General features: G+C 40.4%; 11 protein-coding genes. 3 read left to right on the top strand and 8 right to left on the bottom strand.

Going from position 1 to position 12,892, the window contains the following annotated elements:
- Positions 1–2: 2 nt before the first annotated feature.
- The 6 genes from ACTJKA_RS08975 to ACTJKA_RS08950 form a co-directional block, all read right to left on the bottom strand.
- The gene (locus tag ACTJKA_RS08975) at positions 3–755 is read right to left on the bottom strand and encodes a hypothetical protein (protein WP_171465671.1); all 753 of its coding nucleotides are present in this window, start codon (positions 753–755) and stop codon (positions 3–5) included.
- A gap of 286 nt (positions 756–1,041) precedes the next feature.
- Positions 1,042–1,656, bottom strand: coding sequence for a LysE/ArgO family amino acid transporter (locus ACTJKA_RS08970; RefSeq protein ID WP_025207793.1), 615 nt, complete (start codon positions 1,654–1,656; stop codon positions 1,042–1,044).
- 136 nt (positions 1,657–1,792) lie between these two features.
- Positions 1,793–3,373, bottom strand: coding sequence for an acyl-CoA synthetase MbcS (gene mbcS / locus ACTJKA_RS08965; protein WP_265153713.1), 1,581 nt, complete (start codon positions 3,371–3,373; stop codon positions 1,793–1,795).
- A gap of 220 nt (positions 3,374–3,593) precedes the next feature.
- Positions 3,594–3,806, bottom strand: a complete 213-nt coding sequence (locus tag ACTJKA_RS08960; RefSeq protein ID WP_003216385.1) for an alpha/beta-type small acid-soluble spore protein — start codon at positions 3,804–3,806, stop codon at positions 3,594–3,596.
- 89 nt (positions 3,807–3,895) lie between these two features.
- Complete coding sequence (gene thiI, locus ACTJKA_RS08955; RefSeq protein ID WP_007501769.1) at positions 3,896–5,101, bottom strand: tRNA uracil 4-sulfurtransferase ThiI; 1,206 nt, start codon at positions 5,099–5,101, stop codon at positions 3,896–3,898.
- A 4-nt stretch (positions 5,102–5,105) separates the two neighbouring features.
- Positions 5,106–6,248: a cysteine desulfurase family protein gene (locus ACTJKA_RS08950; protein WP_440607696.1), complete on the bottom strand. Its 1,143-nt coding sequence runs from the start codon at positions 6,246–6,248 to the stop codon at positions 5,106–5,108.
- Between the two features lie 202 nt (positions 6,249–6,450).
- On the opposite strand from ACTJKA_RS08950, the gene brnQ (ACTJKA_RS08945) reads away from it, so the two are divergent.
- On the top strand, positions 6,451–7,794 hold the full coding sequence (gene brnQ / locus ACTJKA_RS08945; protein WP_057079202.1) for a branched-chain amino acid transport system II carrier protein: 1,344 nt from the start codon (positions 6,451–6,453) through the stop codon (positions 7,792–7,794).
- A 209-nt stretch (positions 7,795–8,003) separates the two neighbouring features.
- Entirely contained in the window at positions 8,004–9,347 is a 1,344-nt protein-coding gene (gene brnQ, locus ACTJKA_RS08940; protein WP_008343085.1) for a branched-chain amino acid transport system II carrier protein, read from the top strand.
- A 40-nt stretch (positions 9,348–9,387) separates the two neighbouring features.
- Here the strand turns inward: brnQ (ACTJKA_RS08940) and ezrA are convergent, their stop codons facing one another.
- Entirely contained in the window at positions 9,388–11,091 is a 1,704-nt protein-coding gene (gene ezrA / locus ACTJKA_RS08935; protein WP_345911055.1) for a septation ring formation regulator EzrA, read from the bottom strand.
- A 336-nt stretch (positions 11,092–11,427) separates the two neighbouring features.
- On the opposite strand from ezrA, the gene hisJ reads away from it, so the two are divergent.
- Positions 11,428–12,243, top strand: a complete 816-nt coding sequence (gene hisJ, locus ACTJKA_RS08930; RefSeq protein ID WP_129547763.1) for a histidinol-phosphatase HisJ — start codon at positions 11,428–11,430, stop codon at positions 12,241–12,243.
- Here hisJ and refZ read toward each other — a convergent pair.
- The gene (gene refZ / locus ACTJKA_RS08925; protein WP_008343081.1) at positions 12,213–12,878 is read right to left on the bottom strand and encodes a forespore capture DNA-binding protein RefZ; all 666 of its coding nucleotides are present in this window, start codon (positions 12,876–12,878) and stop codon (positions 12,213–12,215) included. The two genes, hisJ and refZ, sit on opposite strands and share 31 nt — an antisense overlap.
- Positions 12,879–12,892 lie beyond the last annotated feature (14 nt).

The following is a 12,892-nucleotide window of genomic DNA, read 5'->3' as shown; positions in this document are numbered from 1 at the left end:
ATTCACCAAACTTTTTTCACACAATAACCTGCTATCCCAGCCGATATTCCTGCATTAATGACTGTACATGCTATACAACCAACAGGTCCTGTTAAACAAACATAATAACAAGCCCCAAGAACCATTGAACGAAGCGGAAGAGATTCATTCGGGCCACTTTTCTTTTTTAAACAACTCCAAAATTTGTTCCAATTAAAGCTCGTTTGAATTTCCGAATCTTCAGCATTCATAATTTTTCTATTTAATTCCATCATATCTTTTTTCGCACCGTTTTCACCATAGGTAAAAGATCCTTTTAAAAACTCCCCATTTGGATTGATATGAAACTCATTCTTCAACTTTCCATTTTTAATGAAATATGAGTGTAAATTACCTTGCTCATCGTATTCCGCAAGTTGAATATAATAGGACTTTATCTGACTTAGTGAAATTGAAATAAATGATGCTGTGCTTACTAGCTGATTATCTGCTTTCTTCTTTGTTAGATAAAAATAAACAACATTCGCTTTAGCATCATTCAAATGAACTGCTACACTTTCTCCATTTAATTGATACCCTTTTTTGTAGGCTATTTCTTTTGCCTGTAAAAATTGAAAGCTCTTTTTTGTTTTTTTTATGAGCCTTTCAGCCACTTTATTGTTTTGTATCTTTTCAAAAGGCATATCCTCTTCTATGCTAACAGCTTTCCCCACAGGATATTGTCCGCATAGAAGTGAAATGAATAATAAAACAACAAGCATCTTCCTTACTTTCATTATGTAGCCTCCTTTAATAAATTCCATAAAAATTATACCTTTTTATGGAAAATGGCATAAGAGGCTTATTTACCAAAAAAAACCACTATAAATAATGTAGCATATCTCCTACTTGATATCATTTCCTTCAGGTAATTGAATCGTCAGTATGTCTGAGATAAATGAACGGTGTGTAACTGATGCTTGCCCCGAGACAGTAGACAACAAAAAAGCGCCGGATGTTTTCCATCCAACGCTTCTTCAAATGACATGTTCAACATCACGTCTCTTTTGCTCTATGTATCCTTTATCCAATAAGCTGATAGGCGATATATAATGCAACTAGCCAGATCATGACCGCAGAGGCTTTATTGATCCGGTTCATCCACTTGCCGTTTGTATCTAGCTTTCCTAACATTTTCCCGAGAAGGGCAAGACCCATAAACCATAACCACGAGACAATGATACAGGCTGCGGTAAATGCCACCTTTTCCGCCCCATGATATTGAAGAGAGTTCGTTCCTATCACTCCTATTGTATCGAGAATCGCGTGAGGATTTAAAAGTGAAACGGAACAGGCAAATATGATTTGTTTTCTCACAGGCATCAGGTCTATCGTTTCTTGATTACCTGTTGCGGAGCTCGTGTTCCAAACCGACCAACCCATATAAAGTAAAAAGAAAAATCCAATGATAAAAAGACCCATTTGCAAGATAGGAATGGTGAGTACAACAACCGAAACCCCAATGACAGCTAAAGTAATTAAAAGTGTGTCGCAGAGAGCAGCTGTAATGACCACAGGCAGTACGCGATATAATCGAGGCTGAAGGGCTCCTTGCTGAAATACAAATACATTTTGTGCGCCCAAAGGTAAAATAAGACCAAAGGCAAGCACAATCCCATGAATTATCGCAATCGACATTTTCAGAACATTCTCCTTTTCAAGTCATCCTTACACATTTTAACATAAAACATCATGAACGAATTTTACATATTTGATTTGTCCAATAAAAAAAGCGCTGGATGATTTTCCATCCAGACGCTTATTGTTTCTACTGTTATGATGATTTTCGTGCAAGCTCTCTTTCTCTCAGCTCAACACGTCGAATTTTCGCTGACGGAGTTTTTGGTAGCTCGTCAATGAATTCGATTTCTCTTGGATATTTGTACGGTGCTGTTGTATTTTTCACGTGTGTTTGCAGTTCTTTAATCAGCTCATCGCTTTGTGCAGATGCATCACGCAAGACGACGTATGCTTTCACGATTGATCCTCTGATTTCATCTGGACTTGCCACAACCGCACATTCTTTCACTGCTGGGTGTTTAATCAGTGCATCTTCGACTTCAAATGGACCAATTGTATAACCTGAGCTGACGATGATGTCATCCCTGCGGCTTTCAAACCAAAAATACCCGTCTTCATCTTTTTTCGCACGGTCACCGGTAATAAAGTAATCCCCGCGGCGCTGCGCCTTTGTACGCTCTGCATCTTTGTAGTATTCCTTGAATAAAGCCGGCGTTTCAAGATGAACGGCAATGTCACCTATTTCTCCTGGAGCACAGATCTGGCCATTCTCATCAATGATCTCTACTTCATTTCCAGGTGTTGGTTTGCCCATGCTGCCTGGCTTGATGTCCATTCCTTTCAGCACCCCGACTAGCAGTGTGCTTTCTGTTTGCCCGTAACCATCTCGCACTTCGATATCGAAATGTTTTTTGAACGTATCGATGACTTCACGGTTGAGCGGCTCTCCCGCAGAAACAGCACTATGCAATTTGGGTAGCTCGTACTGACTGAGGTCATCCACTTTTGCCATAAATCGATATTCTGTTGGTGTACAGCATAGAACATTGATTTCATTTTTTTGAAGCAGTTCTAAGTACGTATTCGGATTAAATTTCCCTCCATAAACAAAACCTTCTGCTCCGCTTCCTAAAACAGATAAGAGAGGACTCCACACCCATTTTTGCCAGCCTGGTCCTGCTGTTGCCCATACTTTATCCCCTTCATTAATGGAGAGCCATGCTTTGGCCGCAGTACGTAAATGTGCATACGCCCAGCCATGTGTATGAACAACCCCTTTTGGGTTACCTGTTGTGCCTGATGTATAAGAGAGAAACGCCATGTCTGTACGTGTTGTGTCTGCCAATTTCAACTCGCTTGACTGCTCTTCCTTTTGCGCAACAATGTTTGTCCAGCCATGATCATTCTCACCAATCGAGAATGTTTTGAAATCTTTTGGCTGGTTGGTTCCTTCAAACGATTGAATGAATGATGCGTAAACAATCGCTCCTTTTGCTTCTGCATGTTCAATTCGGTAATCTATATCTTTAGCGCGAAGCATTTCTGAACAAGGAATCACAACCATTCCTGTTTTTAAAATGGCTAAATAAATGCTGTATGCCTCTAGCATACGAGGCACCATCACAATGATTTTATCGCCTTTTTTAAAGCCTGCATTTAATAGAACATGACCAATTTTATTCGCCTCTTCCACTAATGCTGCATATGTCACATGTGCTTCATGGCCATTTCCGTCCTGCCAGTGCAGGGCGTTTTTCTCCTGGTCATGACTGAACGCTTCAATCTCACTGACTAAGTTATATTGTTCTGGTGCAATTAAGTCTTCTCTTTTCATGGTACAGCTCCTTTTAGCCTCTTTCTATGAAACGAATCATGTTTCAATTTACCTATTCTAACACTCATAACTGAAAAATGCTTGAATTAGGACCTACTCCTAGTATTATGCCATAATTTTTTCATTTCGTCTTCTTTTTTAAAAATATTCTAACAATTTATGTACAAAAAAAGAGCGGGAATGAACCCGCTCATAAGCCATAGCTTTTTAATTGTGTGTCTTAGAAAGATCCGCCACCCATATGTTGTTGAGCGTAAGATACAAGACGCTTAGTGATTTCTCCACCAACTGATCCGTTAGCGCGAGCTGTTGTTTCTGGTCCAAGGTTTACGCCAAATTCTGAAGCGATTTCGTACTTCATTTGGTCGATCGCTTGTGCAGCGCCTGGAACGACTAATTGATTAGAACTGCTTTGTCTGTTTTGTTGAGCCATGTGTTCTCACCTCCTTGTGAATATAGAATGTGTAGAAACACATGACTTCATGCGATTGATTTTATGGTAATTATTATGAAATTTTTTATTTAGAATAAATCAGCGAATTTGTCAGCTGCTTTCTTTTCATTTGTGACAACGATTGTTTCGATCTGCTCCACTGCCTCATCAAGCATTGGCTCGAATTCAGCAAAGCTTTCGTAGCGTTCTACTTTTTCAAGCTTTGGTTTTGTTTTTGGAGATGGCGGCGTAAAGATCGTGCAGCAATCTTCAAATGGCTGAATGCTTGTCTCATATGTGCCAATTCGTCTCGCTTCTTCGATAATGTCATTCTTATCCACGGCAATCAGCGGGCGAATGATCGGTGTGTTTGTGACATGATTAATGGCATACATGCTTTCAAGTGTCTGACTTGCCACTTGACCAAGGCTTTCCCCTGTAATAATGGCAAGCGCATCACGCTTGGCTCTTATTTTATCTGCAATTTTGAGCATCATTCTTCTCGTTGAAGTCATCGTATAGTTTTCTGGTACTTGTTTGTGAATGAGCTCTTGGATTTTCGTAAAAGGAACGATGTGAAGCTTGACTTCGCCTCCATAGGCAGCTAAGCATTCCGCTAGATCAATGACCTTTTGCTTGGCACGTTCACTTGTATAAGGTGGGCTAAAGAAATGAACCGCTTCAATTTGAATGCCTCGTTTCATTGCCTGATAGCCGGCCACTGGGCTGTCAAAGCCGCCAGAGAGCATTAGCATCGCTCTTCCGCTTGAACCAACTGGCAGTCCGCCTGCACCTTTTACATCTTTAAATGTAATGTACGTCGCATGTTCTCTTATTTCAATTCGCAAGTGAACATCAGGCTGTTTCACATTAACGGTTAAGTTGTCTGTATTCCTTAAAACATGTCCACCAATTTCTCGGTTCATTTCATTTGAATCAAGCTCAAATTGTTTATAAGAGCGTTTCGTTGAGACCTTAAATGTATTTCCTTGTTCATACACTTCCTGAACCGCTGAGAGTGCCGCTTCTTTGATGGCATCAAGATTTGTCTCACATTTTACAGCCAGGCTAAAGCTTTGAATGCCAAATACACCTTTAAGCTGTTCTGAAATCGGTTCAGGGTCTTCTCCGTTTAGCATGATCGTAATGCGGTCTCTATCAGATGCATACTTTAATGCTTCAAAGTCTTTTAATACAAACCGGATATGCTGTCTTAGTTTTTCGATAAATTTCTTTCTATTTTTCCCTTTTGTTGAAATCTCACCAAAACGGACTAAAATATGGTCATACTTCATGTTGTTATCTCATTCCTTTTAATTTTTTCACACTTTGTGCGATCGATGTGATGATTTGCGGCGCTAGCTCTGGTCCTTGTCCATATGTCAAACTGATTCTCATGCTGCTTTTGGCTGCTTCTTCTGATTTTCCCATCGCCAGCAGGACACGGCTTGGTTCCTTTTTCTTAGCAGAACAAGCAGACGTTGTCGAAACGTAAATGCCTTCTTTTTCGAGCATATGCAGAAGGACTTCAATTTGAATACCTGGCACTGAAAAATTCACAATGTGCGGTGCACTATGCGTCAGCGGTGTGTTTATGACGACGCCTTCTATCTTTCCAAGCTGCTGCTCTAGCTCCGTTTTTAAAGCGACCATCTCATCATGATGCTTGTTTAAATGTTCAAATGATTGCTTGATGGCTTTTGCTAAGCTGACAGCTCCAGCAGGGTTCTCAGTCCCTGAGCGAAGGCCAAGTTCTTGCTCTCCTCCTGTGATAAAAGGCGCAAGCACGATCTCTTTCTTTAAAAAGAGGGCACCAGTTCCCTTCAAGCCGTGAATCTTGTGGCCTGACATCGTTAAAAGATCAATATCCATCTCTTTAGGCAGCGGAACCTTGCCAATTCCTTGTACGCCATCGACATGAAAAATCGCCTCTTTGGCATACGTCCGAATGATGCTTGCCGCTTCCTCTATCGGCTGAATCGCGCCTGTTTCATTGTTTACATGCATGAGACTGACAAGCACTGTATCAGGGCGAAGCACTTCTTTTAAATGCGTCATATCTGCACGGCCATGCTCATTTACTTGAATATAGGAAATATCAAAGCCAAATAATGTTTTCATCTGTTCAAACGATTCGATGACAGATGGATGCTCAATCGCTGTTGTGACAATATGTCTGCCTCGGTTCATCTTGGCAAGAGCAGCCCCTTTGATGGCAATGTTATTTGCTTCTGTTGCACCTGAAGTAAAAATAATCTCATATTGTGTAAAGCCTGTATAGTGAAGGATTTGTTTTCGCGTTTCACTTAATAGACGGCTCGCATCAATTCCAAGTTGATGCAGCGAAGACGGATTCCCAAAAAAACGCTCACTCACTTGCTGATGTACTTGTAAAACCTCTGGATAAGGCTTTGTTGTGGCACTATTATCAAGATAAATCATATCTTAAACTCCTTACAAAAAAACTTAAAAAATAAATGCATTTATATGTTACCATAATGAAGTCAGACAGAGAATTTTCTGAAAATGGCAGTTGACAACTTTTCATTTTCACTATATCATCCATAGTGCAATTGTCATATAAACACCTAAATTGTCAGAATATTTAAATTTGACACAATACACTGATTGAGGAGGGACTATTTTGAAAAATAGTTTAAGTATAAAAGAAACATTGGCTATTGGACTAATGCTTTTTGCATTATTCTTTGGCGCAGGAAATATGATTTTCCCGCCTGTTCTTGGACAATATGCTGGTGAAAACGTATGGCTTGCCATCGGCGGATTCCTACTTACAGGCGTAGGTCTTCCACTATTAGGGGTTATTGCTGTCGCCCTTACAGGTACCGGAGCCAAAGGCCTTGCCGATAAAGCACACCCTAAATTCGGGACTATCTTCACCGTGATTCTGTATTTATCCATTGGACCATTTTTCGCCATTCCGCGAACTGGTACGGTTTCTTATGAAATTGGATTAGCTCCATTTCTTTCTGAAGGACAGGCTGAATCATGGATTCCATTATTCATCTTTACTCTGGTGTTTTTCACCATTACGTATCTTCTTGCTTTAAACCCTTCAAAGCTGGTTGATCGAATTGGTAAAGTGCTGACACCAATCTTATTAGCGGTTATTGCCATTATTGTGTTTAAAGCCATTGCTACACCGATGGGAATGATCGGTGCGCCTGATGCGACATATAAAGCAAACCCTCTCTTTACTGGGTTTTTAGAAGGTTATAAAACAATGGATGCTCTTGCTTCTATCGTTTTTGGAATCGTGGTCGTAACAGCTGTGAAAGATAGAGGGATCACAGAACGAAAATCACTTGCATCGGCTTGTATAAAAGCTGGTCTTGTTGCAGCAGTGGGACTAGCACTCGTGTATATTTCACTTGCTTATGTTGGTGCTTCAAGCCCTGATGCAACTGGAATGGTCGGAGCAAATGAAGGAGGAAAACTACTTTCACTTTCTGCAAACTTTTTATTCGGTTCTGCTGGTAACATTGTTCTTGGCGCAGCCATTTTATTCGCTTGTCTCACAACAAGTGTTGGACTTGTCTCGTCATGCGGGGAATATTTTTCAAAGCTTTTCCCAGCACTTTCTTATCGTACCGTCGTTCTAATTGTTTCTTTATTTAGCACATTCGTTGCAAACCTCGGACTGGCACAAATCATTTCTCTATCGGTGCCTGTACTCGTAGCGATATATCCACTGGCCATTGTCATTATTTTATTATCGTTCCTTGACCGCTGGATTAACGGCAGACGAGTGATTTATGTCGTATCCTTGATCTTCACTGGATTTTTTGCCATTATTGACGGCTTACTTGCTGCCAAATTCAATCTAGGGGGTTTACCTAACTTCTTAGATTCATTTATTCCATTTTACGATTTAGGCATTGGGTGGGTTGTACCAGCGATCATCGGCGCAGGGATTGGCGTACTCATCTCTATGTTGACTGGCCCGCCTAAACAGCTTGCATCCTAATCATTCTTTAAACATCCTCTTCCAAAGTGAAGGGGATGTTTTTTTATTGTCCTCCATATACTAAAATAGAAAAATTCATGACTTTTGTACGAAAACACATGTTGACATCAGGCGTACATCCTTTATAATTAGTGATTGTTAATGATGAACGGTTACCTAGCAACTAATTAACAGAATATTTCAACATAATAATGGAGGCTTTAAATGCAATGAAGGCAACTTTATCGACGAAAGATACGGTTATCATAGGTTTTATGCTGTTTGCTCTATTCTTCGGCGCCGGTAATATGATTTATCCACCAGAGCTTGGGCAATATGCTGGGCAAAATGTGTGGAAAGCAATGGGCGGATTTTTATTAACAGGTGTCGGTTTACCTCTTCTAGGGATTATTGCAATCGCTTTGACAGGTCGAGATGCGAAAGGATTAGCTGATAAAGCTCACCCAGCTTTTGGAACAGCGTTTACCGTCATTTTATATTTATCTATCGGGCCACTTTTCGCTATTCCTCGTACAGGAACGGTTTCATATGAAATTGGTGCACTACCCTTTTTAGCTGGTGTACCAGCTTGGCTCTCACTTTTTTTATTTACACTGGCCTTTTTTGGTATTACCTATTATCTTGCGCTCAATCCAACGAAAATTGTGGATCGTGTAGGGAAAGTGTTAACACCGATTAAATTTACGATCATTTTGATTATTATCGTCAAAGCCATTTTGACACCGATGGGCGTCATTGGCACACCTGATGTGTCCTATAGCAATGGATCATTTTTCAAAGGGTTTTTAGAAGGCTATAAAACCATGGATGCTCTTGCATCTATTGTGTTTGGGGTTGTTGTCATCAACGCCATTAAAGGACGTGGTATAACAAGTAAAAAGGCACTCACTTCTGCTTGTATCAAAGCAGGTCTAATTGCAGCTTGCGGATTAACATTTGTTTATCTATCACTTGCTTATTTAGGTGCTTCAAGTACACACGCCATTGGTTTTGTTGGAGATGGTAGTAAAATCTTGGCTCAGTCCTCGCAATTTCTTTTTGGCAGTTTAGGTAATATTGTGTTAGGCGCGGCGATTACGGTTGCCTGTTTAACCACAAGTATCGGTCTCGTGACATCGTGCGGAGAGTATTTCTCAAATTTATTACCTAAACTTTCTTATAAAATGGTCGTTACACTCGTCACATTATTCAGTTTTATCATTTCAAATTTTGGACTTGCTCATATTATCGCTTTTTCAGTACCTGTGTTAACTGCGATTTACCCGTTAGCAATTGTGATTATCGTTTTATCACTTGCTGACAAATGGCTTGGTCATAGAAGACCTGTGTATGTCCTTACTTTGATTTTAACTGGCTGCGTCAGTCTGTTTGACGGTTTAGCAGCGGCTAAACTGCCTATCGGTCCTGTGAAAGATCTCTTTCAAACGATCTTGCCGCTATATGACCTTGGCATTGGCTGGATTGTACCTGCCATACTCGGAATCGTGATTGGATTTGTTATCTCTCTATTCACTTCTTCTGCTTCAGAAGAACGCCAAAAACAAGTTTCATAACATGGAAAAAGCTGAAGTCCTAAAATGGACTTCAGCTTTTTTATTGATGCTGATATTCTTTTTCTTGCTGAGTTAAAAGCTTCTGGACGGCTCCAGGTGATGCTTTTTCGACAGCAGCTGCTGCCACTTCAAATGAATCGTTATAATCATAGGCATAAAATCTTCGTTCTGCCTCTTTTAATTGCTCTGAAAGAATGTGGTTTTGACTTCTAAACCGGTTGCCGTATTGTATAATCCGTTCAATTTGATCCACTTTACGAAGCATATCATGTGTTTCATCAACGACATGTCTGACTGTTTCAGAGGCTTCTTTTAATTGCTGGTTCACTGCTGGCATATTCAGCGGCAAATCTTCTAGCTGCTCCTGCACTTGCTGAATCATCTCCTGCGCTTTTTCAGCACGGTCTTTGATGTCAGCAGGTACACCTGGAATGTTGCTTTTGTGCAGCTGGCGCACTGTATCTGTCAGCATGGTTTTAAGTTCAGCCAATGTTTCTCTTGCCTGTAATTCTTCTTTTCGTAACGATTGAAGGTGATCTTTAAACGCTTCATGAAGCGTTTTGGCATCCTCAATAAAGTTCTCAAGCTGATTGATTTCATCCATTAATAATGTGTATGCGACATGGTCACGATCAAGCTTCTCTCGTATTTGCTTCATGAGCTTTTCAATTTCTTCTAATCGTTTTTCGAAGGCTTTCTGCTGATCCAGTTCTCCTGCTGTCAGCTTGTAGCTTTCTTTCACAAGAGCCGTTTCTGCCTTAGTCTTCGTGTGGTCTTGTTCAAGTTTTTCAAATGCCTCGGTCAGCTCAGGCATTTTGCTCTTGATTTCCTGACCTGCTTCTACTTCTGCTTCTAGCTGATCATACAGCGTCTGAATCGCATCATCAATCATTTGCAGAATGCTTGATGCTTCATCTAAATTGAGTTCATCAATCAGCAGTTTCTCCGCCCGGGTCAGCTGTTTATTCAAGTTCTCCAGCTCTTTTGTGATCTGGATGTGCTCTAGCTTGTAGCCTTTGTCTGTCATTTCTTTATAACCGTCTTTCAGCTTCGTCAGCTGACCTGGCACCGTTTGTTTGCAGTCTGCGATGAGCTTCGGTACATCATTGATATATAATTGTAGCTGATCGAGTCTGCGGTCTTGCTCAAGCAAAATTTTCCTTGCTGTCATGTAGTTTCCGTTTTCTGTCTCTTCCTCGTACTGCTTAATCCCTTCCCAGGCCTCGTCCAAGTCCTGCTCCATTTTGTCATAAAGGGTGCCGTATAAATGGCTGTAAGCAAGTAGATTTTTTCGTACCGTTTGATATTGCTCTTTGACCTTCTCGATGTCTTTTCGGTTTTGCTCTTCACTTGTGACAAGGTCTGCAATCTCTTTTAAAATGTCTTCGATGTTTGAATCAGCAGCGGTGAGCAGATCTCCTATATGTGCAAGAACTTGCTTTGCTTTGGAGAATCGATATTTATCAGAATACTCCTCTGCATCATATAATAGCTCCTCTACCTTTGGAAGATGGGCTGTGACGATATCGTCCCACTCTGCACGCCATCTTTCAAAAAACTGCTCTGTTTCTCCGGTCATTTTTAAATGTTTGATTTTTGAAATTTCTTCTACAATTGATCTGTTTAAAATTTCAATTTTCCATGCTTCCAATCGGTCAATCTCTTTATATATATTTTTTCTGAGGAAATAACCGACTGAAAACAAAGCAAGCAAAATGACAATTAAACCGATGATAAACTCCATAATGAGCCCCCTTGTTGTGATCTAAGTGATGTCAGGGTAGTGTCCCGAGTAGACCTGAGAACCCTTTCGTGTCCGCTTTGCATTTGTTTTTTATAAGCAGGATTGTATTTTTTCCAATACGATCCATTCACCGTTTTATGTATGTTTTTTCAAGAAAGTCATTCAGGCTTTCTATCATTTGGCCACATGTATTGATGTGACCTGTTTTTATGTATGCGGAAGCTGTCGTTTTCATTGTTATTATGATACCATGTAACCAGCATTTTTGGTCATGATTTTTCATTATTTTCGCTGATAAACATGACGTTTTTCAAAATATCGACAAGAGGTGACGACATGTTGAAACAAGATGCACATTTACATACGCCATTTTGCCCGCACGGTACGCTTGATCCTTTTCATTCTTATATTGAAAAAGCAATGAAAAAGGGATTTGATTCCATCACCTTTACCGAGCATGCCCCGCTGCCTCCTTCGTTTCGAGATCCAACGCCTGAGCAGGATAGTGCCATGAAGCTTCAAGACCTTGAAGCGTATTTGACGAAGCTGGATCAGCTGAAACAGGAATACAAAGGACAGTTAATAGTAAAAACTGGGCTTGAGGTCGACTATATCAAAGAGTATGAAGAGGAAACAAGTGCCTTTTTAGACTGCTACGGCCCTGAACTAGACGATAGCATTTTATCTGTTCACTTTCTTCCTGCTGGCAATAATTATATTTGTCTTGATTTTGATGAGCACGCCTTCAAGCAGCTGATCAGTATCTATGGCAGCACCGAACACGTCTATCAAAGCTACTATGACCAAATTCATTCTTCTATTCTATCATCTTTAGGTCCATATAAGCCAAAGAGAATCGGTCATATCACCCTTGTCCAGAAATTCAAACAACTTTTCCCATACGAAATGTCGCCAGAACTATGTCAAAGGGTCACCCTTTGTCTTGAAGAAACGGCAAAAAAAGGCATGTCCTTAGATTTTAATACATCAGGTCTTCGTAAAACATATGCCAGAAGTATCTATTTAGATCAATGGATGATTGATCTTGCAAAACAGAAAAAAATTCCGCTCATATTCGGGTCTGATGCCCATCAAGCGGAAGATCTCGGATATGCGTATGATCAATTTGAAGACATCATGAGTTTCAGGTGAGGATCAAGTGCGGGTTCATTTGGTTCTAACAGATGATGAAGCGACCGGCTCAGTTCCTTATAGTACGTTTGATAAAAGTAAGGCTCGTTTGGGTTGATATAAAGCACCTCTGTTAAATATTGCGGCTGCAGATATGGCATCATCAGAAGTGATTTTAGCTGGATCATAAATGATGAGAGTGACAGCTGCTTACAAATCACATGGGTGCTTTTTCCTTTTTCAATGATGAGCTGAAACAAGTATTTTTCCTTTGTTAAATAGGTGGACATGATTTCCCTGATCAGCGTTGAATCAATGGTCACTTCTCGATAAACGAAACGGGTTAATTGACGATTTTCATGCTGATAAGATAAAATATCAAAAACCACATGAAGTAAACATTCTTTTGCATGACGGGTTTCCATGTGCTGGATGTGCGATTCAATCATCTGAATATAGCCTTCATAAAAATCGGATACGAGCTGCTCGAGCAGCCCTCCTTTTCCTTGAAAGTAATAAGATATATGGGCAACGTTGACGTTTGCTTCCTTCGCAATCTCACGGACAGAGGTTCCAGAAAATCCTTTTTGGTTAAAAAGTCTGATGGCAGCTTCAATAATACGGTCTTTTGTTTGCACGGTTGTTGATGTTTTCATCCGCTCACCCCTCT

It is taken from the genome of Bacillus sp. 22190, from assembly GCF_052045575.1.
GTDB classification, from domain to species: domain Bacteria; phylum Bacillota; class Bacilli; order Bacillales; family Bacillaceae; genus Bacillus; species Bacillus altitudinis.
Note: the sequence above shows the minus strand (reverse complement) of the source record. Positions and strands in the feature narration are given on the sequence as shown.

Coding starts and splice junctions, on each gene's coding strand:
- ACTJKA_RS08975 (WP_171465671.1), bottom strand. CDS start 755: ATGAAAGTAAGGAAGATGCTTGTTGTTTTATTATTCATTTCACTTCTA.
- ACTJKA_RS08970 (WP_025207793.1), bottom strand. CDS start 1,656: ATGTCGATTGCGATAATTCATGGGATTGTGCTTGCCTTTGGTCTTATT.
- mbcS (WP_265153713.1), bottom strand. CDS start 3,373: ATGAAAAGAGAAGACTTAATTGCACCAGAACAATATAACTTAGTCAGT.
- ACTJKA_RS08960 (WP_003216385.1), bottom strand. CDS start 3,806: ATGGCTCAACAAAACAGACAAAGCAGTTCTAATCAATTAGTCGTTCCA.
- thiI (WP_007501769.1), bottom strand. CDS start 5,101: ATGAAGTATGACCATATTTTAGTCCGTTTTGGTGAGATTTCAACAAAA.
- ACTJKA_RS08950 (WP_440607696.1), bottom strand. CDS start 6,248: ATGATTTATCTTGATAATAGTGCCACAACAAAGCCTTATCCAGAGGTT.
- brnQ (WP_008343085.1), top strand. CDS start 8,004: ATGAAGGCAACTTTATCGACGAAAGATACGGTTATCATAGGTTTTATG.
- ezrA (WP_345911055.1), bottom strand. CDS start 11,091: ATGGAGTTTATCATCGGTTTAATTGTCATTTTGCTTGCTTTGTTTTCA.
- hisJ (WP_129547763.1), top strand. CDS start 11,428: ATGTTGAAACAAGATGCACATTTACATACGCCATTTTGCCCGCACGGT.
- refZ (WP_008343081.1), bottom strand. CDS start 12,878: ATGAAAACATCAACAACCGTGCAAACAAAAGACCGTATTATTGAAGCT.